A 19763-nucleotide genomic window follows, 5' to 3' on the forward strand; every position below is an offset into this window, starting at 1 on the left:
TCCATCATGTCTTCCCTATCGCCATACCGTTGTAAAGCGGGTGCAAAGATAACGCATACTTTCCCAGATTTCCAAATCAAAACCTCAGGTTTTTTACAACAAACCACCTAACACCCTCATAACCCGATGGAAATTTTTAAAAAAAAATAAGGCTGAAACTTTTGAGATGGTTCCAACCTTAGCTTTCGTTTCTAACCGATTTTTTAACTACTTAAAATATGTCAATTCAAAAGTAGTATTCAATTTGGTTAAGCTCTTAAAACATTTGTTAAGGAATATTAAAAAAGCCCTCTCTTGCGAAAAGGCTTGCTGTATTTATAAGTCTTTCATTGATTTTTTTCTATCTCTTTCAACTTGCCATGGAAAATTATTTCCATGTGGAGCACCAAATTCCTTCGCAGTTAGTTCTTCCGGTTTTAACCTGTAAACTTCAACATTTTTCACTGCCGGGGAATTATAGGTAAATTTACGATCGGTATACTGTGCCATAAGTATATTTAGTGCATCAACTTTTTTATCGTAATCGGTAATGAACTCAATTTTACCTCGAGCAACAACACTTTTTCCTTTCATTCTATAACTACATGCAACATGAGCATCTTGTGCAGCAAGTTCTACCGGTGTGCAAAAAGTAACACAAACTTGTGGGTTTGCTTTCATTGCATCTATTAACTTACCAAAATCGGCGCCATGCATATAAATATAACCATCATGGTATCCAAAATTCATTGGTACAACATATGGCCTGTTTTCATTATCAATAACTCCAAGATTACAGATTTCACATGAACGAATAATTTCATCAATCTGTGTTTTGTCTTCTATAAATATTGTTCTCATCCTTTTATTATCAAGTATACTGTAAGCAGCACGGAAACCAATTACAGTTTGGTTAGTATTAGGTTTATAGTATTGTTCGATTTCCTAATTCTTTTGAAATAGCATTTTTTATCTGATCGAGTACCATTTTTTGTTGCATCAATTCCATCATTCGGTCAGCATTACCCGTTTGCTGGGCTTTTTGCATCTCATCCAGAACCTCCTTCATTAGGATTCTCACTTTTTTGCCCTTGTATTCGTTCACCATTTTAGGAACCAAATCCTTTAATTTTTCAACTATAGACTCTACAAAACTTCCATTCTTGGTCCAGATTTTACTTTCCTCGTAAGGTTCACTTAAAATATCGGCGGCAAGCTGACTAACTTTTTCATTGGTATGATCGCGAAAAAAAGTTTTTGCATTAAAATCTGCATGATTCATATTCGAACCATATTGATCAAATACCAACTGATATAATGGATTAATCGATTCCAGTTCATCCTTTTGAAGTTCAGATATAATAAATGTACCAACCAGAGTAATTACCTCTTCACCATTTTCGTTTTTATCTCGGAATAATACCTCGGTGCCAAAGTTCAGTAAAAAGCGAACCAATGCTCGCTCTTCCAAGTCACATTCGTTACCCGATCTTAAAAATCCTGAATTTTCAGCCATTTTCCTAGCTGGTTCTGGTTCATTAAAATCCGAACGTTGATTTTTTTTCCAGGCTTCCTCCTTACGCTTGTGAATGATTTTATTAATCTCTGTATATAAAACTCGTTCATCCACATTCAAAATGCCACTACATTCTCTCACGTAAACCGAACGCACAATGGCATCGGGAATAATGGCAATGGAACGAACAATATCTATAATCAGGTTTGCACGTTTTACCGGATCATCCTGAGCATCTTTTAAAAGAAGGTTCGTTTTAAAAACGATAAAGTCTGTTTCGTTTTGTTCGATATAGTTGGTAAGCTCAGTCGCTCCCATGGTTTTTGAGAAGGAATCCGGATCTTCACCTTCCGGCAGCAATAAAACTTTGGCATTTACCTCTTGTTCCAAAACCAAATCAATTCCTCGCAATGATGCCTTAATACCAGCAGGGTCGCCATCATATATAATGGTAACATTGTTTGAGAATCGTTTTATCAAACGAATTTGATCTGGAGTAAGTGCAGTACCAGAAGATGCAACAACATTTTCAATTCCCGCCTGATGAAAAGAAATTACATCGGTATATCCTTCTACCAAAAAGCACTTGTCGTTCTGAACAATTGATTTCTTTGCCTGAAAAATACCATACAGTACTCTACTTTTGTGATATACTTCGGATTCAGGAGAGTTCAGATACTTGGCAGTTTTCTTGTCATTTCGAAGTGTACGTCCTCCAAAGGCTAATACTCTTCCAGCAATACCATGAATTGGAAAAATCACTCTTCCTTTAAATCTATCAATTAAGCGATTCTCCTTATCAATACTTAAACCTGTTTTTACAAGATATTCCTTCTTGTATCCACTATCTATTGCTTGTTTCGAGAATGCTTCCCACTCTTCAAGGCAAAATCCTATCTGAAACTTTTTAATGATGTCGTCACGGAAACCACGTTCTCTTAAATAACTCATTCCAACAGCCATTCCCTGCGGATGCTGGTGCAAGTTGTGAGTAAAAGCTTTTTGAGCAAAAGAATTTACGATCATCATACTTTCCCTGTCGTTCTTTTGCTTCTCTTGTTCTGGCGATAATTCCTGTTCGATTACATCAATATTGTATTTTTTTGCCAGATATTTTAATGCACCCACATAATCAAGGTGCTCATGCTCCATGATAAAGTTTACTGAGTTTCCCCCTTTACCACATCCAAAACATTTATATATACCTTTTGCTGGAGATACTGTAAATGAGGGAGTTTTCTCATTATGAAAGGGACATAAACCCAAATAGTTTACACCTCTTCTTTTAAGAGTAACAAAATCCGAAACCACTTCAGATATCTCTGCAACATCAAAAATTCTTGATATAGTAGACTGATCAATCATACGAACAAAAATAGAAAACAAGATTGATAATCGCTCACCGTTTGAAAACTTTTAAATTTGAATAAAACAAACATACTATAATAAAGGATGCTAAGTTTTATAATCATATACTTTAGCATTCCTATTTTTTTTGATCGTACATTATAATACGTAACTTGAATTTTTAACAAATCGAAATAATGAAACAACTATTACTTACCACAATTTTAATCTGTCTTATAAGCTTTATTGGTAAATCACAGGAACATCTGCCTACTGCAAATGATTATTCTGCATTTGTAAAAACCAAAACACTAATTGTTTTAGATGATAATCCAATGAGTGAGTACAACTTTAGGATAAAAGATGTTATCAAAAATAATTGGACCATTACTGAATATGGATTCATTTCGAACAAAGAGTTTGAGAAAAAACGTTTCAACCCTAAGTATTCATTTATTATTAATAGCATCGTTACTTTTAATAAGGATAAAACCAAAGCCAGATACAACTTTCTAAGTCTGGTAATGGGCGGTAAGGAAAAAAGAATTGCCAACATGCCTGATTTATGCTCAGTTCCCTTATCGTACAAACATGTACACGAAGATGTTTATTCGTACAAACTGCCTTGTTTTATCAGGTTCATGCAAAATCATGTGAAATTGGTCAGTAAAAATCCTGAAATTATATCGGCCAACGTATTAAAATACTATAATAAAAATGCCTCCTTGCTTCAGGGCAAAACTCTTTATCTTATTAAAGTGGAATTACAAAAAGAGGTAAATAGTTTGGCAAAAATCCGTAAGGTTTATCCAGGCAAGGTGAAAATTGTAACTAAAGAAGAGGTTGAAAAGGCAATTAATTGTAAAAAAGAGAACATAGTGTTCCTGCACAAGGTGGGACCTGAAAGCTCAAAAACAAAAGCAAGATGTTTTAAGATTTTGGTTGGTGCCAGTGATTCAGATTTTTATTATTTTGACTATCACATGATTAAAAAGAAACAAAGCGATTCATTTTTAGAAAAAGATTTTAAACGAATAGCCCGATAAATCAATACTCATGAAAAAACTAGTTGTATTAAGCGGTGCAGGAATGAGTGCCGAAAGTGGCATCCGAACTTTTCGCGATATGGGAGGCTTGTGGAAAGAATACGATGTAATGGAAGTTGCCAGTCCTACCGCATGGAATAACAATCCCAATTTGGTTCATCAGTTTTACAATGAAAGAAGAAAGCAATTGTTTGAATGTGCCCCAAACCAAGGCCATCATCTCATAAAAAAGCTGGAAGAACATTTCGATGTTCACATTGTAACTCAAAATGTAGATGACCTGCATGAAAGAGCTGGTAGTTCAAAAATTTTGCATCTGCATGGCGAATTGAAAAAAGCTCGCAGTACAGTAGATTCGAGTCTGGTTTATGAACTTGACAATTGGGAACTTGGATTAGAGGATAAATGTGAGAAAGGATCACCACTTCGTCCGCACATTGTGTGGTTTGGCGAAAGTGTTCCAGCCATTTCTGAAGCTGCAGAAATAGTTTCCCAAGCTGATATCTTATTAATAATAGGAACTTCCTTAAATGTTTACCCTGCAGCTGGCTTAATTGATTATGCACCTGACAATACTCCAGTTTATATTATCGATCCAAATCAACCTGCCGTTCACACCAATCACAACATTACATTTATAACAGAAGCAGCGAGTGTAGGAATGAAAAAACTTTTCGAAACTCTCGAACTCAAGTAAGCTGAACACCTTCCTTATATAAAAACAAAAGCCGGAATATTGAATTCCGGCTTTCTTATATTATTAATGATTTAGATTAGTCATCTATAGAGTCTTCTTCAATCATTGAATCAACTTCTTCTCCATTAAAACCAGAGAAGTCTCTTGAAGCTTTCAGTAGATTTCCAGCATGTAAAGTAAGGTTCTTGGTTTCATTCAGGATCCCCAGGTAAAGAACTGAATTTCTAGTACCAACTTTTTCAGCTTTAATTCTCTTGATTTGCTCTTTTCTAAATTTGCGAATTGATTTCAGCAAATCTTTTTGCTTTTCAAGAGCTTTTTCAATTTCAGCAGCTTCGTAATTACTGTCTTTCAACAAACGGTTAATTGTTCTGAAGAAATCATCAAGTTTAGTTTGAATGATATTTAATTCATTCACCTGTTCCTTAATCAAAGTCTTGTGATTGTTATCAACGTAATCGAAAGCTGGACCAGCAATAAAGCTCATTGAATGTGCAATCTCACGCAAGTAATCAATCAACTGAACGTAAAAAGGACCTGTTGCGATACTATCTTCACTCAATTTCTTCATCATGGCAGGAACCTGATCTTTCATCTGTTTCGCTTCCTTATCCAACTTGCCTGCTTTCTTATTGCATTCTTTTAATTTAGAACGCTCTTCGAAAGCCAACCCGTTAATGATTTTGCCATATAGATTAGGAATCTTAACTGTGATACCTGAAACTGCGAAAGTCAACTGTTCAAAGATTCCACCTTTTATAATAATTGTATCATCTTCTTCTGTTGGTTGCTCTTTAGCCTGTGATTTCTTCTTGTGGAAGATATGAGATCGAACCACAAAAATTACAGCAAGAGTCAACAATCCAAAAATAGCAAATCCACCTAGCCAGTTGATTAAATTAGCAAAGATAAAGGCTGCGGTAAATGCACTAAATGCTGTAAAGAACCATCCACCAATTACTGTAAGTACACCAGTAATACGATATACTGCTGAATCTCTTCCCCAAGCTCTATCAGCTAATGAAGTACCCATTGCAACCATAAATGTCACATAAGTTGTAGACAATGGTAACTTTAGGGATGTACCTATCGAAATTAGAATACTTGCAACAGTAAGGTTTACCGATGCACGAATCATATCAAATGCTGGCTTATCCTTTGGATCTACTCCAGGAATAACTACTTCCTCAGGTTTATTAAATCTATTGGCAATACCTTGCTGAACAGTTGCAGGCATCATGCGCTTAAAGTTGCTATTCGCTGATAATGAACGACGAACCAATAAACGTGCAAAGAACGATGATCCAAACTTTTCGTCTCCCTCATTTTGGCTACTTAAGCCAATCTCCGTCTCGGTAACTGTTCTTGCTTTTTTAGATAACCATAGTGTTACGGTCATAATAATACCAGCAATTATCAACAGGTATGTTTCTGTCTGAACCTTCTGACTCAAAATACCCATTGTCATTCCATAAGGATCAGTACCTGGATTAGCTGCAAAAGCCTGGAAAGATTTGAAACCAGCCAATGGCACCCCAATAAAGTTTACAAGGTCGTTACCAGCAAAAGCCATTGCCAATGCAAATGTACCCACCAAAACAATCACCTTAAGAATGTTTAAACGAACAAACCAAACCAAAGCTTGTAATAATATAGTCCAACCAACAAATGAAACCGCTATAATGGTTAAGGTGTTAGACTTAATCCAAGCCAAAGTATCTTTGGTAATAAAAGAGGATCCTTTAGCACCTTTAATCAGGATAAAGTAAGTAATTGCAGTAATTGCAATACCCCCAAAAATGGCACCAAAATACTTGAATGTTTTCTCGTATCTATACGTGAAAACCAATCGTGTTACCCATTGTACCAATGAACCGGATAAAAAGGCAATAACAACACTCAACAAAATACCGGTTATAATGGCCAGTGCTTTGGCTGAATTAATGTAAGTTCCTAAATCAAGCAGAGTTTGATCGGCAGAGTTCATGATTTTAACTATGGCCACAGCAACAGCAGCTCCAAGCAACTCAAATACAATCGATACTGTAGTTGAAGTTGGAAGACCTACGGTATTGTAAAAATCCAACAGAATAATATCTGTTAGCATAACCGCAATAAAAATGATCATGATTTCTGCAAAGTAGAATTGGTCGGGGTGAAAAATCCCCTTACGAGCTACCTCCATCATACCACTCGAGAAAGTTGCTCCAACCAAAATCCCAAGGCTGGCAATAATCATGATGGCCCAACGTGGGGCAGCCTTAGAACCAAATGCAGAGTTTAGGAAATTAACGGCGTCATTACTCACGCCCACGATTAGATCGCTAATGGCAAGTGCAAATAGCACAACCACAATTAGTAAATAAAAGTTCTCCATGTTATTAAGTTCGTAAATTCGAAGCAAACATACTAACACATGGAGACTATTTTATTTCTATTTTGTTACGTTTGTGTTAATTTAACGTTAACACTTCTGCTGTTCAGACTTGTTTAATTTAACCAAAAAATCTGCTGTAGCAACATTCAAAGCCATTGGTACATTATTAATTACACAAGTTCTAATTAACGTTTGAATATCATGTTCGTGACCATGAGGTGTTTCGGCATCAATTAAAAATATTACTTCATCAACCTTTCCTTCAAGAATTTGAGCTGCCAATAAAATATCTCCTCCGTTTGGTCCGTGTCCAAAAGCTTCAACCTCAAGGTCAAGTACTGAGTTTAATATTTCAGAAGTATTAGTGGTCCCTATTAGCTTGTGCTTTTTCAATTCATCAAGGTGTCTTTTTACCCATGCAAGCATTACACTCTTCTTCTCGTTATGCGCTACTAAGGCAATTGTTTTTTTACTTTCCATCTCTAATCTCTTATAAATTTTGATCTTCTATTTTAAATATTCTATGTAATACAAGCGTATGTAATCAAAAAAAAACGTATTTGTTAAAAGAACTCTACCTATTCCATTAAGTTTTTTGTATTTTTCTGATTAGTACAACACCGATTTGTTTTTGATTGATACCATATCTTCTTAAATTTGATATGGCATATCAGTTATCGATCGGCATTATAATATAAATATTGAATTTTTAAACATTATAACAAATAAACAAAGTATTCTTCAAATCAGTAATAAAATTGTAAATTTGTTAATATTATATTAATGCTAGCAATATGAACTACCTATCTAAAATACTGTTATTGTCCGTTCTAATATGTGGAATTGGCTTAAGTTCTTGTAAGGAAGAGGCGAAAGAACCAGTAAAAAAAGAAACAACTAAAAAAGTTGCCAAAAAGAAAGAGGTTAAAAAACCTACACCAAAACCTGTTGAAAAGAAAAAATTGGAACCTGTTGTAGAAAAAGTTCCGAACAAATACTTTTTAATTGTTGCAAGTTTTGAAAACAAAACAAATGCCGAAAAACTTCAATCTCGTTTAAAGAAGGATGGTTATGTATCTAACATTCACAATGCAAAAAATGGATTTTTCAGAGTTTCATACAAAGCTTTTTCGGATAGAAAATTAGCATTTCAAGAATTGGCATCGGTTCGAGCAACAGAAGAACATAAAGACACCTGGCTATATATCAAACGATAATTTTTAGGACATGGCAAAACTAAGCTATCTATTCATTCCTCTTTTTCTTTTACTGGTATCCTGTAAAGATGAGAAAAAGGTTACTACTGTTAGTAAGGACAATGTTGTTGAACAAACAGCAAAAAGACAGGTTCCAGAGCTAACTCCACCACCTGAAAAGCCAGAACCTAAATTAAGTAGTGCTGAAATTGCCAAAAATAGAGAAATTTTCGACTATCATATTGTTGCAGCCAGCTACAATTATCAGAAACAGGCCGATGCTTTTAAAGACAGATTGTATCAAAAAGGTTATCCTTCCATTGTGTTAGAGAATAATGGAAAATTTAGGGTAGTTCTTCAATCATTTAATAACAAAGAATCGGCAATAAAAGAATTGAAACGCTTGAGAAAGCTGAATAAAAAACCTGATTTATGGCTGCTTCGTCAATAAAGCTGAAGAAGCATTACTGTTGAAAAGATAACAACAAAACCTAATATAAAACCTGCATATACCTGTAAAGGAGTGTGCAGGTTTAATTTTAATCGGGAGTATCCTAACAATCCTGCCAATAAAATCCCAGCAATAAAATATACTCTTAAGGAACCAGCATAAAGAATGGTAAAACTTAATACCATTCCAATAAATCCACCAATACCAGCCATATGAATGCTAATTTTCCACTTGGTAGAAATTAAAGCAATTACACCTATAGAAACAATTGCAGCCAATTGCAGGTGAGCAATAATTCTCGTAATTGGGAATTTCATTAAAAGATAAAATCCCAGTGCATAAAAAATAATAGTAAAGGCCAATGGCACCAATCTCTCTCTTCTTTCATTTAAACCATAATCCGAAACAAATTTTTGAGCCTTTAAAAGTGGAAGCACACTTATTGGAAGAAGTATGGTTGAAATTCCCACAATTAGATAAATAACACGAATTAATTGAGGTGGAGTAAAATCAAGAAAAGTACCTGAGTGAAATATTACAAAAATGGAGTACAAAGGCATTAACATCGGATGCGCTACTCTTGAAATTATTCTTGAAAGATTCATATTCTGTTCGGATTATACTATTTATTATCAGTCTTTAACCAACTAATCTTTTAACAAAAGAAAGGTGCAAAGATAATTGTCTTTGCACCAATTCGAATTATAATTAATTCTTTTTTACAATTCCTTTCTTAATCGAGCAACCGGAATATTCAATTGCTCACGATATTTCGCCACTGTTCTACGTGCAATCTTGTAGGACTTCTCCTTTAAAATGGCCGCCAACTTATCGTCGGTTAATGGCTTTTTCTTATCCTCATTGTCTACACATTCCTGAAGAATCTTCTTGATTTCACGAGTAGAAACTTCCTCTCCGGTATCGGTTTGCAAACCTTCGGAGAAGAAATATTTCAATGAGAAAATACCAAAATGCGTTTGAATGTATTTCGAATTCGACACACGAGAAATGGTTGAGATATCCAATCCTGTGATATCAGCAATGTCTTTCAGAATCATTGGTTTCAACTTTCTCTCATCTCCTTCCATGAAATACTCTCGCTGAAACTCAATAATTGCATTCATAGTTACCAACAGTGTATTCTGACGTTGCTTAATGGCATCGATAAACCATTTTGCAGAATCGAGCTTTTGTTTTACAAACATCACAGCATCTTTCTGCTCTTTGCTTTGATTCTTTTTATTGCCAGCATAATCCTGAATCATTTCAGAATAGGTACGACTAACATGCAACTCCGGAACATTTCGTGCATTTAGGCTTAATCGCAAATCACCATCTTCCTCTTCCAAAATAAAATCGGGAATAATGGTTGGCGATGCTTTCACCATTGGATTATTGAAAGCTCCTCCTGGTTTCGGATTCAATTTCAAAATCTCATCAATTGCACATTTAAAATCTTCATCGTTGGCACCAACGCGCTTCTGAATTTTATCGTAATGCTTCTTGGTAAATTCCTCGAAATGCTTTTTAAGAATAAGATAAGCCAACTTTACATCAGGGTTGTGTTTTCCCTTTCGGGATATTTGAAGCAATAAACACTCTTGCAAATCGCGAGCTCCAACTCCTGCAGGGTCGAAATCCTGAATAACACGCAGCAGCTCTACCAACTCTTCGAACGAAGTTTCGATTCCTGTTGAGAAAGCCAAGTCATCAACAATACTATCAATATCTCTTCTCAAGTAACCGTCTTCATCGATATTCCCAATCAGATATTCGGTTAACGCAGCTTTTTCAGGTTCCAATATTCTTAATCCCAACTGAGAAATCAACAATTCATGAAAAGTAGTTCCCCCCGAAAACGGAATTTCCTCATGCTTATCGTCTTTAGAATAATTTTGTGCCGATAATTTATAGGATGGAATATCCTCGTCGTTCATGTAATCCTCTAAAGTAAATTCTTCTTTATCGGTATCACGATCGTTTGTATCTTCTGTTTGGGCTGATTCTTGAAACTCTTCTACTTTTTCGCCTTCTTCAAGAACCGGATTTTCTTCCAATTCTTTCTTAATTCTCTCCTCAAGCTGCAAAGTTGGAAGTTCCAACAGCTTTATCACCTGTATTTGCTGTGGCGATAACTTTTGTAATAATTTTTGCTGTAAACTTTGCTTTAGCATTCTGTTTCGTGTTCTGGTTTAGTCGAAGCAAGATACATAATCTGCGCTGAACACACAAATATCAAGCCAAAACGAAAAAGTTAAAAAAGATTAAAGGGAAATAACAATCAGCTGTCGGTTGTCAGCATTTTGTATTATGATTAAGATGATCGTATATCATTTTAATGATGTATTAAAGTTTTGTATACATTATATATAGGCATACCATTTTTCGTCGCTGGAAACCAAAACTCTTATCTCTACTATGTTGTTGCGACAATTATTATTCTTGTATTTTTTCCCAGCTCTTCGTTCGCTTCTCTTACTATGGACTGGGCTACAAAGATGACGCACCGCTGGTGCTTGATTCATAAAACAAGACAATATCGTAATTGCTAATTCGTAATTATAAAAAAACCGCATCACAAAAGTGACACGGCTTGATATATTCTCTATCTCTTTATTGATACTCTCACATAGAGTGAGAACATCAAATTATTCGATATTTCTACTAAAATTCTGCATTCTTTGGAGTTCTTGGGAAAGGAATTACGTCGCGGATGTTACCCATACCAGTAACAAACAACATCATTCTTTCGAAACCAAGGCCGAAACCAGCATGAGTTGCAGATCCAAAACGACGAGTATCCAGGTACCAATCCATTTCTTCAGCAGGAACATTCATTTCCTTCATTCTGGTTGTTAATTTCTCAAGATCTTCCTCACGTTGCGATCCTCCAACAATTTCACCAATACCTGGGAATAAGATATCCATTGCAGCAACAGTTTTTCCATCGTCGTTCTGCTTCATGTAGAATGCCTTGATATCCTTAGGATAATCGATCAAGATAACTGGTTTCTGGAATTTCTTCTCAACCAAATATCTTTCGTGCTCCGATTGTAAATCAGCTCCCCAACCTTCAATCAAGTACTGGAATTTCTTCTTCTTGTTTGGTTTCGAGTTACGAAGAATATCGATAGCTTCGGTATAAGTCAAACGAACAAAGTCGTTCTCCAATACAAACTTCAATTTCTCGATCAACTCCATCTGACGATCTTCTGCTTTCAAACCTTTTTCTTCCTCTTGCAAGCGCTTGCTCAAGAACTGAAGGTCTTCCATACAGTTGTCCAAAGCATATTTAATCATATACTTCAAGAATTCTTCAGCCAAATCCATGTTATCAACGATATCATAGAATGCCATTTCAGGCTCAATCATCCAGAACTCAGCCAAGTGACGAGTTGTGTTTGAGTTTTCGGCGCGGAAAGTAGGACCAAAAGTGTAAATCTCACCCAAAGCCATAGCTCCCAACTCACCTTCCAGCTGACCAGAAACAGTAAGGTTGGTTTCTTTTCCGAAGAAATCTTCTTTATAGTTAATTGTTCCATCCTCGTTTAAAGGTGGATTTTTAGGATCTAAAGTTGATACTCTAAACATTTCACCAGCACCTTCGGCATCCGAACCTGTAATCAATGGTGTGTGCATGTAATAGAATCCTTTCTTGTTAAAGAACTCGTGAACAGCAAAAGCCATTGCGTGACGAATACGGAATACTGCACTAAATGTATTGGTACGGAAACGCAAGTGCGCCTTTTCTCTTAAGAACTCTAAAGAGTGTTTTTTAGGTTGTAGTGGATACTTTTCAGGATCGGCAACACCTAATACTTCGATATTTTTAGCAGCAATCTCAACAGATTGTCCACTACCTTGCGATTCAATAATTTCTCCATCAACCGAAATGGCTGCACCAGTTGTGATCTTTTTCAACAAATCCTCATTAAAATTAGGAACATCAACAACTACCTGAAGATTTTGAATAGTAGAACCATCATTTAAAGCCACGAAATTAATTTGCTTATTACCGCGCTTTGTTCTTACCCATCCTTTCACATTCACCGTACTGCCTGCTTCTGCAGAAGCCAACAGATCTTTGATCTTAATTCTTTTCTGTTCCATTTTAATTAATCCTTAATGAGATGAATACAGCTACAAGCCTCAAGCCTTAAGCTGCAAGTAATTCTCAAATTCAATTGAGAACAACCTAGTTAAATCATTCTATTTGTGAACGATAATGCATCAAAAAATCACTTTGCGCAAAATCGAACTACAAAAATATAAAAATTGATTGCAATACGGTTTACTATGTGCTAATTAATTGAAAAAAAGAGGAAATAGATTTATTATCTACCTCACAAACTCCACATGATAATATCTTCTAATATAAATTCAGAAACAAGAATTATGAATCAGGAAACATATAATTTCCATACCTACTATAAAGGGTTTGTTTGCATGAAATACCTTTCTTTTAAATAAAATAAGCCTACAAATGAAATAAAACTTATTTAGATTTTATAATTATGACCATGGTCATAATATGTTTTTACCATGATTATTATAATTTTTTACCATGGTGAAAATTTAATAACTTAAGGTAGTTTTAATTGAAACCTAAGTTCATTTTAAAATAAAGGTACTGTATGAGTGTTGAATACAAAGTTGTAAAGATAGTTCCTCCTGGTAAAAAGGAAGAAGATTGTAAACCTTATTATCCAAGAATTACCAAAAGAGTAAAAAGGGATTTAAGAGATTTGGCCGAGGACATTTCCCAAATATCAACCTTTAGTACCATAGATGTAATTGGAGTTTTGGAAGCATTTACGAGCTTAATACCAAATTACTTAAAAGATAATTGTTCTGTTGAATTAGGTGATTTGGGTACATTCTCATTGCATATTAATGCCGAAGGATCAGAATCTCCTGAGAAAGTTAGCCGCCATAATGTTAAAAGGGTAAAGATGGCATTCCGACCAAGTCCAAGAGTAAAGAAAGATTTGCAAACTACTACTTTCAAGAAGTTACCTACGAAAAAATAGCATATATCAACACATATATAATAAACCGTTTAGGAATCAAATAAATATTTTTTTCAAGATTTCTCAACACTTCGTAAATGATTGATTTTCTGAAACCTTAGCATTAGAATGATAAAATAAGATATTTGGGGTTTATGATTTTTTATCAAGATTATTAACTTTAGCGCTTGCATCAATCAAAGTAAATCAATGATTCAAAATAAGTTAGTCAATTCCATTCAGGAAACGATTCAGAAAAACTGGGAACATCCAGCTTTTACAAACTACCAAAAAGACACGATTACATTTCAGGAAGTAGCCCAGCGAATTCAATGGATGCACTTTCTGTTTAAAGAATTAGGAATAAAAAAAGGTGATAAAGTTGCAGTTATTGGTCGCAACCTAAACAACTGGGCAGTTACCTATTTGGGTGCCATTACTTATGGTGCGGTAATCGTTCCTATTCTACCTGATTTTAATTCAAGTGATATACACCATATTGTTACTCATTCAGAGTCGAAATTGCTTTTTGCCACCGAAAACATTTTCAATAAAATTGATGATGACAAAATGAAAAAGTTGATGGGGATCATTTCTCTTGGAGAATTTGAACCACTTTGCTCTTCATGCGATAAACTAAATAAGGCAGTAGAAAAGGCAAATAAAAAATCGAAGGAAATCGCGCTAAGCAAAGATCATTTGAACTTTGCTGATCCGAAAGAAGATGACATTGCCGTTCTTTCCTATACTTCAGGAACTTCTGGATTCTCGAAAGGTGTAATGTTGCCATTTAAAAGTTTATACTCAAACGTAAAAATTGGCTTTGATTATATTGATTTAAGACCACAAGATAAGGTAGTTTCATTTTTACCATTGGCTCATGTATTTGGTTGTTTATTCGAATTCTTAACCGAGTTCTGCTGTGGATGTCATGTGGTATTTTTATCGCGTGTTCCAACTCCACAGATCATTACCAAAGCTTTTCAGGATATACAGCCAAAGCTGATTTGTTTGGTTCCCCTGATTATGGAGAAAATCTACAAGAAAAGAATTCTGCCAGTATTGGAAAGCCGCAGGGTAAAGCTGATGCTTAAAATTCCATTGCTGGAAAAGAAAATCTATAAGAAAATAAGAAGCTCGTTGATTGAAACCTTTGGAGGTAAATTTATTGAGGTAATTATTGGCGGTGCTGCTTTAAATAAAGAAGTTGAAGATTTTTTGAAGAAAATAGAATTTCCATTTACCGTTGGATATGGAATGACAGAATGTGGTCCGCTAATTAGTTACAGTCCTACACAAAAGTTCCGATCTCATTCATGTGGTGAGGTGGTGGATCGCATGCAGGTGCGCATCGATTCGGAAGATCCGTATAAGGTGGTTGGCGAAATTCAGGTGAAAGGTGATAATGTAATGAAAGGTTATTACAAAAATCCTGAAGCTACTGCCGAAGCCATGACCGAAGATGGTTGGTTACGCACCGGTGATTTGGGCGTTGTGGATGCCGACGATACAATATATATACGTGGTAGAAGTAAAAACATGCTTTTAGGACCATCGGGCCAGAACATTTACCCTGAAGAAATTGAAGCGGCTTTAAATAATATGCCATTTGTTCAGGAATCGATAGTTACCGATGATAAAGATCACAAATTAATAGCTTTAATCTATCCGGATTACGAAGCTTGTGATGCCGAAGGATTAAATAAAGATGAAATTCAACAAGCTTTAGATAAAGACAGGCAGATTATTAACAAGTCTTTACCTGCTTACATGAAGGTTTCGAGAATCATCCTGTTCCCTGAAGAATTTAAGAAAACTCCTAAGCGAAATATTAAACGATATTTGTATACAAATTTGTATCGCGAATAATAAAGAAAGCCGGTCTGTTTAGATCGGCTTATTTTTTGAACAATCCTCTTTGTAATTTTGTGCGATGATTTAATTTGAATACCAAATCAACTACAGGCATTAAGAACAATTGTGTTTTTGTGTCATTATTTAAATAGTAAGTTTTGTATCCTGCCGATACAGAAAATCTACTGTCCCTATGCCAATGTATTTTCCCTTGACTCTCTATTGCATATTCTCCTCCAAAATCGATATTATAATAGTCGGCCGAAATTGAAAAGTTAAAATTCCTGTAAACATTTCCCACCAACTCTAATCCTGCAAAATATACTTTCTGATCATCGTAGTAAGAGCCCGATCGTTGATACAAGAAATAGTAATCCAACTTTGGAAAATTATCATCGCCAGCCTTCAATGAAAAATCGAAACCAACACGAGCTGTCAGTACCAAATCGGGTATGCGAATAAAACAATCTTCAGGTTGCGGGTTGAGTATTCGGCTCAATATCAATTCATTTCTAAATGTGAATATATGCGGAACATCGGCATTTTTTGGAATCTGATCCTTAAATCCTGAATTTTTTGCCCATTTTATTCCCAAAGTTGGATAATATAAGGTATGCTGACTCGATAAAATGGTATTCTTTCCCAGCCATTGGTGTTTGAATCCAATATTGGGTACCAATGGAAAAATTAACAATTCTGAATTCAATTCAGTCTTGGGATAATTACCATACCTGCTTTTTGCCAAAGCACTTAAATGTATTTCACCCATGGGAACAACCTTCGCACCTCTATCGGTCCATGCGCTATAATAATCAACTCTTTTTCCAGAAACGGGTGATTGAGCTTTTGATACAAATACGCAGCAAAAACATATTACTGACAAACAAATTAACTTTCTCATTGATTATAGCTTTAAATAGTAAGCGTAAAATTCTGCATTTTATTATAAAAAGAGAGTGAATTTTAGACAAATGTTAAAACCGTATCAAAAATACCATTTACCGATAAAAATGAAATGGTTACCTAATTATGGCTTCATATGCATTTTTCTTAGTCTATTTTTAGCTTACCAAATTAATCCGAAGTATTGAAATGCTGAATGTTAACAAAATTTAATAGTAACCACAGGAAACTTTAAGAACATTTTAAGTTTCCATAGTGTTATGTGATTATCTTTGTAAGATGAAAAACCAGAGAACAGATATAATAGAAGTTTGTTGGGAGTTGTTCTTTCAATTTGGAATTAAAAGTGTAAGCATGGATGATATTGCCAGTAAACTTGGCATCTCGAAAAAAACCATTTACCAGCACTTTAAAAACAAATCGGATTTGGTTGAGCAAGCTTTGGAATGGCAAATTAACCATCCGCGTTTTTCATTCCAATCTGAGGAAGTTAGTCATCTTAATGCCATAGATCAATATATCGCATTTTACAAGTTCGTGATTTCACAAATAGAGAATTCTTGTGATTCAATGAGGTACGATTTGCGTAAATACTATCCAAAATTGTGGCATAAATTTCATCGTACCAATCTAAGTAGATTTCAGACCGAATTGGCACAAAATTTAGAACAAGGGATTAAAGAAGACTTATTCAGGCCTGAAATTAATATTGAATGGATTAGCAAAACCATGGCTCGATTTTATTTAAACATGGCCGAAACAGATAATGTGATATTGGAAAAAGAAGATATATCCAATATAGAATTCCACAAAGAATTGGGTATTTACCATTTACATGGCGTTTGCACAAACAAAGGAATAGAATACTTTAAAAATAACTTTAAATAGATCAGAAATAATGAAAAACATCCTACTATCATTTGTAGTGATTTTTCTTGTGTTCAGTTATCCCACACAAGCTCAAACTGAAGACAAAATTAATTTCACTCTTGCCGAGGCACAGGAATATGCTTTGGAAAACTCATATTCGGTAAAGGGGACCGATTATGACCTACAGGTAGCCAGAAAAAAGGTATGGGAAACCATTGCCGATGGATTGCCACAAGTTGACTTTTCTATTGATTACAACAACAATTTGAAAATACCTAAATTTTTCCTGGAGCAAGAAGGAGAAAGTGTAGCTATTTCAATGGGATCTAAATATTCAAGTACAGCTGCAATTAGTGTAAACCAAAAGATTTTTGATGGGTCGTATATAATAGGTACAATGGCTGCTAGTGTTTACGTTCAACTTTCAAAAGACCAGAAGGAAAAAACTGAAATTGAAATTAAAGATGCAGTTGCACAAGCTTATTATACTGTTTTAGTTGCAGAAGACAATTACAAAACCGTAAAAGAGAATCTGTCCATAAATGAAAACTTACTGAATGAAACCAAAGCTTATTGGGAAAATGGTTTTCGCGAAGAACTGGATGTAGATCAGATCAAATTGAATCTGAATCGAAACAAAACTCAATTGTCAGATGCAAAAAGAGCAATTTCTACTTCATTAACTGTACTTAAATTTACTATGGGAATGGATATTGAAAAGAATATTGAGCTAAGCAATAGTCTTGAAAAGCTGGTGGATCCAATTCGATCAACAACCCCTGAAGTAAGCAGTTATGATTTTGCATCTCATATTGATTACAGAATTTTAGAGACTCAATTAAAATCTCAAAAATTATTGATCAGAAATGAACAAGCTCAGTACTTACCAACCATCTCTGCTTTTTACAATTATGGTAAGAATACCAGCACCGAATTCAGTAATGTGTTTAAATCAGAAGTTCCATGGTTTAAATCTTCGGTAATTGGATTAAAATTAAATATGCCAATTTTCTCTGCTGGTAAGCGAAGATCAAAAGTAAAACAGCAAAGAATCGAATACATGAAAATTGAAAATAATATGGCTGAAGCCGAGCAAAATCTAAAAAAAGATTTGAGCTTATCATTTTCGAATTTACTTAATGCACAGGAAACCTATGAAAATAACCTGGAAGCTGTAAACATCGCAAAAAGAATATACGACAAAACCATAATCAAATTTAACGAAGGGATTTCCACTAGTACGGAATTATCGGAAAATGAAAAGCAATACCTGGATGCACATTCGAATTACATTAATTCAACACTTGCATTGCTGAATACAAAAATTGCTTTTGATAAGGCTCTCGGAAAATTATAATTAAAAAACATCCTACAAAAACCATAAACAGATGAAAAAAATATTAATTGTTGCAATTATTCCTCTACTATTTGCTTGTTCTGCCAAGGATGCAGACAAGGAGTTGAGCAAGGAAGATCAATTGAAAAAATACAAATCGGAATTTGCTACTTTAAAAAAGAAAATCTCTGCTCTAGAAAAAGAAATTAGGAGCGAAAGCAATACCGATGAAGCAATAAGTGTAGCTGTTACAGAAATCACAAATTCTAAATTTGAACATTTTATCCAGGTAACCGGTAATGTTGAAGCTGACAAGAATATCACAATTACTCCTGAGGCCAATGGTAACATCATTTCTATTAATGTTGTTGAAGGACAAAAAGTAAGAAAGGGTGATGTAATTGGAAAATTAAATACTGCTCAAATTCAAAGAAGCATCGATGAAGTAAAAACAAATCTTGAACTTTCAAATATTCTTTTTGAAAGACAACAAAGACTTTGGAATCAGAAAATTGGATCGGAAGTTGAATACCTGCAGGCAAAAGCCAATAAAGAGGCTTTAGAAAGTAAACTTGAAGCATTGGTGGCTCAAAAAGACATGGCAATCATTACTGCTCCATTTAATGGTATTATCGATGAAATTCACCAAAAGAAAGGTGAGTTGGCAGGGCCAAGCATTCCTTTTGCACAATTGGTAAATATTGATCAGGTATACGTTGAAGCTGATATTGCTGAAACTTACCTGAACTACATTAAAGCTGGCGAGAAGGCCGAATTAGAATTTCCTGCTATCGACTTTCGCACCAGTGCATCGATTTATCGTACTTCAAATATTATTGATCCTGGAAACAGAAGTTTTAAAGTTCGTGTTAACCTGAACAATCCGGGTCATAAAATTAAGCCAAATCTAATTTCAGTTCTTAAAATTAAAGATTACGAAATTGACAATGCCATTGTAGTTCCATCAATAATTGTAAAGAAAGATTTTGAAGGCAGCTATTTGTACGTGGCTAAAAAAGAGGGTAAGAAATTGGTTGCTAACAAAACTTACATCAAAATCTCGAAAACCTACAACAACCTTTCTTTAATTGAATCAGGAGTTCAACTAGGTGATAAAATTATTACTGAAGGATATTCGCAAGTTGTAAACGGAACACTAATTAGCACTAAGTAATTCGCAAA

Annotated in this window: 17 protein-coding genes; 9 read left to right on the top strand and 8 right to left on the bottom strand. The window is 34.8% G+C overall.

All coding sequences use genetic code 11. The features are described 5' to 3' along the window. Positions 1–315: 315 nt before the first annotated feature. Both BXY64_RS00055 and dnaG read right to left on the bottom strand, forming a co-directional pair. The gene (locus BXY64_RS00055) at positions 316–840 is read right to left on the bottom strand and encodes a pyridoxamine 5'-phosphate oxidase family protein (protein ID WP_120237968.1); all 525 of its coding nucleotides are present in this window, start codon (positions 838–840) and stop codon (positions 316–318) included. 64 nt (positions 841–904) lie between these two features. Then, complete coding sequence (gene dnaG / locus BXY64_RS00060) at positions 905–2860, bottom strand: DNA primase (protein WP_120237969.1); 1956 nt, start codon at positions 2858–2860, stop codon at positions 905–907. A 179-nt stretch (positions 2861–3039) separates the two neighbouring features. On the opposite strand from dnaG, the gene BXY64_RS00065 reads away from it, so the two are divergent. Next, positions 3040–3888 carry a hypothetical protein gene (locus tag BXY64_RS00065; RefSeq protein ID WP_120237970.1) on the top strand — a complete coding sequence of 283 codons (849 nt, stop codon included), beginning with the start codon at positions 3040–3042 and terminating at the stop codon, positions 3886–3888. A gap of 10 nt (positions 3889–3898) precedes the next feature. Next, positions 3899–4585: an SIR2 family NAD-dependent protein deacylase gene (locus BXY64_RS00070; RefSeq protein WP_120237971.1), complete on the top strand. Its 687-nt coding sequence runs from the start codon at positions 3899–3901 to the stop codon at positions 4583–4585. 76 nt (positions 4586–4661) lie between these two features. On the opposite strand, the gene BXY64_RS00075 is transcribed toward BXY64_RS00070, so the two are convergent. Continuing rightward, positions 4662–6962: an inorganic phosphate transporter gene (locus BXY64_RS00075; protein ID WP_120237972.1), complete on the bottom strand. Its 2301-nt coding sequence runs from the start codon at positions 6960–6962 to the stop codon at positions 4662–4664. Positions 6963–7049: 87 nt separating this feature from the next. Further along, entirely contained in the window at positions 7050–7442 is a 393-nt protein-coding gene (locus tag BXY64_RS00080; RefSeq protein ID WP_120237973.1) for a methylglyoxal synthase, read from the bottom strand. A gap of 314 nt (positions 7443–7756) precedes the next feature. Here BXY64_RS00080 and BXY64_RS00085 point away from each other — a divergent pair, with 314 nt between their 5' ends. Beyond that, a complete protein-coding gene (locus tag BXY64_RS00085; protein ID WP_120237974.1) occupies positions 7757–8179 on the top strand; it encodes an SPOR domain-containing protein in 423 nt (140 codons plus the stop codon). A 10-nt stretch (positions 8180–8189) separates the two neighbouring features. Beyond that, positions 8190–8609 (top strand): SPOR domain-containing protein, encoded by a 420-nt coding sequence (locus tag BXY64_RS00090; RefSeq protein WP_120237975.1) that lies wholly within the window; start codon positions 8190–8192, stop codon positions 8607–8609. On the opposite strand, the gene BXY64_RS00095 is transcribed toward BXY64_RS00090, so the two are convergent. The 3 genes from BXY64_RS00095 to asnS all read right to left on the bottom strand — a co-directional run bounded on the left by BXY64_RS00095 (position 8603) and on the right by asnS (position 12719). Next, the gene (locus BXY64_RS00095; RefSeq protein ID WP_147375835.1) at positions 8603–9214 is read right to left on the bottom strand and encodes a phosphatase PAP2 family protein; all 612 of its coding nucleotides are present in this window, start codon (positions 9212–9214) and stop codon (positions 8603–8605) included. The two genes, BXY64_RS00090 and BXY64_RS00095, sit on opposite strands and share 7 nt — an antisense overlap. 114 nt (positions 9215–9328) lie before the next feature. After that, positions 9329–10783, bottom strand: a complete 1455-nt coding sequence (gene rpoN, locus BXY64_RS00100) for an RNA polymerase factor sigma-54 (RefSeq protein WP_120237977.1) — start codon at positions 10781–10783, stop codon at positions 9329–9331. Between the two features lie 490 nt (positions 10784–11273). Then, positions 11274–12719 (bottom strand): asparagine--tRNA ligase, encoded by a 1446-nt coding sequence (gene asnS / locus BXY64_RS00105; RefSeq protein ID WP_120237978.1) that lies wholly within the window; start codon positions 12717–12719, stop codon positions 11274–11276. Between the two features lie 524 nt (positions 12720–13243). Here asnS and BXY64_RS00110 point away from each other — a divergent pair. Together BXY64_RS00110 and BXY64_RS00115 are read left to right on the top strand one after the other, a co-directional pair. After that, complete coding sequence (locus tag BXY64_RS00110; RefSeq protein ID WP_120237979.1) at positions 13244–13639, top strand: HU family DNA-binding protein; 396 nt, start codon at positions 13244–13246, stop codon at positions 13637–13639. A gap of 189 nt (positions 13640–13828) precedes the next feature. After that, positions 13829–15487 (top strand): AMP-binding protein, encoded by a 1659-nt coding sequence (locus BXY64_RS00115; RefSeq protein ID WP_120237980.1) that lies wholly within the window; start codon positions 13829–13831, stop codon positions 15485–15487. A 28-nt stretch (positions 15488–15515) separates the two neighbouring features. Here BXY64_RS00115 and BXY64_RS00120 read toward each other — a convergent pair whose 3' ends face one another. Further along, positions 15516–16373 carry a hypothetical protein gene (locus BXY64_RS00120; protein WP_120237981.1) on the bottom strand — a complete coding sequence of 286 codons (858 nt, stop codon included), beginning with the start codon at positions 16371–16373 and terminating at the stop codon, positions 15516–15518. A gap of 281 nt (positions 16374–16654) precedes the next feature. Here BXY64_RS00120 and BXY64_RS00125 point away from each other — a divergent pair, with 281 nt between their 5' ends. From BXY64_RS00125 to BXY64_RS00135, 3 genes are read left to right on the top strand one after another with little or no spacing between them, the layout of a single operon-like run. Further along, positions 16655–17263, top strand: coding sequence for a TetR/AcrR family transcriptional regulator (locus tag BXY64_RS00125; protein WP_120237982.1), 609 nt, complete (start codon positions 16655–16657; stop codon positions 17261–17263). A gap of 10 nt (positions 17264–17273) precedes the next feature. Next, positions 17274–18602: a TolC family protein gene (locus tag BXY64_RS00130; RefSeq protein ID WP_120237983.1), complete on the top strand. Its 1329-nt coding sequence runs from the start codon at positions 17274–17276 to the stop codon at positions 18600–18602. Positions 18603–18633: 31 nt separating this feature from the next. After that, complete coding sequence (locus BXY64_RS00135) at positions 18634–19755, top strand: efflux RND transporter periplasmic adaptor subunit (RefSeq protein ID WP_120237984.1); 1122 nt, start codon at positions 18634–18636, stop codon at positions 19753–19755. Positions 19756–19763: the final 8 nt, after the last annotated feature.

This window comes from Marinifilum flexuosum (assembly GCF_003610555.1).
GTDB classification, from domain to species: Bacteria; Bacteroidota; Bacteroidia; order Bacteroidales; family Marinifilaceae; genus Marinifilum; species Marinifilum flexuosum.

Bases quoted from the DNA above. Each gene is read 5' to 3' on its own strand.
- BXY64_RS00055 (WP_120237968.1), bottom strand. From the start codon at position 840: ATGAGAACAATATTTATAGAAGACAAAACACAGATTGATGAAATTATT.
- dnaG (WP_120237969.1), bottom strand. From the start codon at position 2,860: ATGATTGATCAGTCTACTATATCAAGAATTTTTGATGTTGCAGAGATA.
- BXY64_RS00065 (WP_120237970.1), top strand. From the start codon at position 3,040: ATGAAACAACTATTACTTACCACAATTTTAATCTGTCTTATAAGCTTT.
- BXY64_RS00070 (WP_120237971.1), top strand. From the start codon at position 3,899: ATGAAAAAACTAGTTGTATTAAGCGGTGCAGGAATGAGTGCCGAAAGT.
- BXY64_RS00075 (WP_120237972.1), bottom strand. From the start codon at position 6,962: ATGGAGAACTTTTATTTACTAATTGTGGTTGTGCTATTTGCACTTGCC.
- BXY64_RS00080 (WP_120237973.1), bottom strand. From the start codon at position 7,442: ATGGAAAGTAAAAAAACAATTGCCTTAGTAGCGCATAACGAGAAGAAG.
- BXY64_RS00085 (WP_120237974.1), top strand. From the start codon at position 7,757: ATGAACTACCTATCTAAAATACTGTTATTGTCCGTTCTAATATGTGGA.
- BXY64_RS00090 (WP_120237975.1), top strand. From the start codon at position 8,190: ATGGCAAAACTAAGCTATCTATTCATTCCTCTTTTTCTTTTACTGGTA.
- BXY64_RS00095 (WP_147375835.1), bottom strand. From the start codon at position 9,214: ATGAATCTTTCAAGAATAATTTCAAGAGTAGCGCATCCGATGTTAATG.
- rpoN (WP_120237977.1), bottom strand. From the start codon at position 10,783: ATGCTAAAGCAAAGTTTACAGCAAAAATTATTACAAAAGTTATCGCCA.
- asnS (WP_120237978.1), bottom strand. From the start codon at position 12,719: ATGGAACAGAAAAGAATTAAGATCAAAGATCTGTTGGCTTCTGCAGAA.
- BXY64_RS00110 (WP_120237979.1), top strand. From the start codon at position 13,244: ATGAGTGTTGAATACAAAGTTGTAAAGATAGTTCCTCCTGGTAAAAAG.
- BXY64_RS00115 (WP_120237980.1), top strand. From the start codon at position 13,829: ATGATTCAAAATAAGTTAGTCAATTCCATTCAGGAAACGATTCAGAAA.
- BXY64_RS00120 (WP_120237981.1), bottom strand. From the start codon at position 16,373: ATGAGAAAGTTAATTTGTTTGTCAGTAATATGTTTTTGCTGCGTATTT.
- BXY64_RS00125 (WP_120237982.1), top strand. From the start codon at position 16,655: ATGAAAAACCAGAGAACAGATATAATAGAAGTTTGTTGGGAGTTGTTC.
- BXY64_RS00130 (WP_120237983.1), top strand. From the start codon at position 17,274: ATGAAAAACATCCTACTATCATTTGTAGTGATTTTTCTTGTGTTCAGT.
- BXY64_RS00135 (WP_120237984.1), top strand. From the start codon at position 18,634: ATGAAAAAAATATTAATTGTTGCAATTATTCCTCTACTATTTGCTTGT.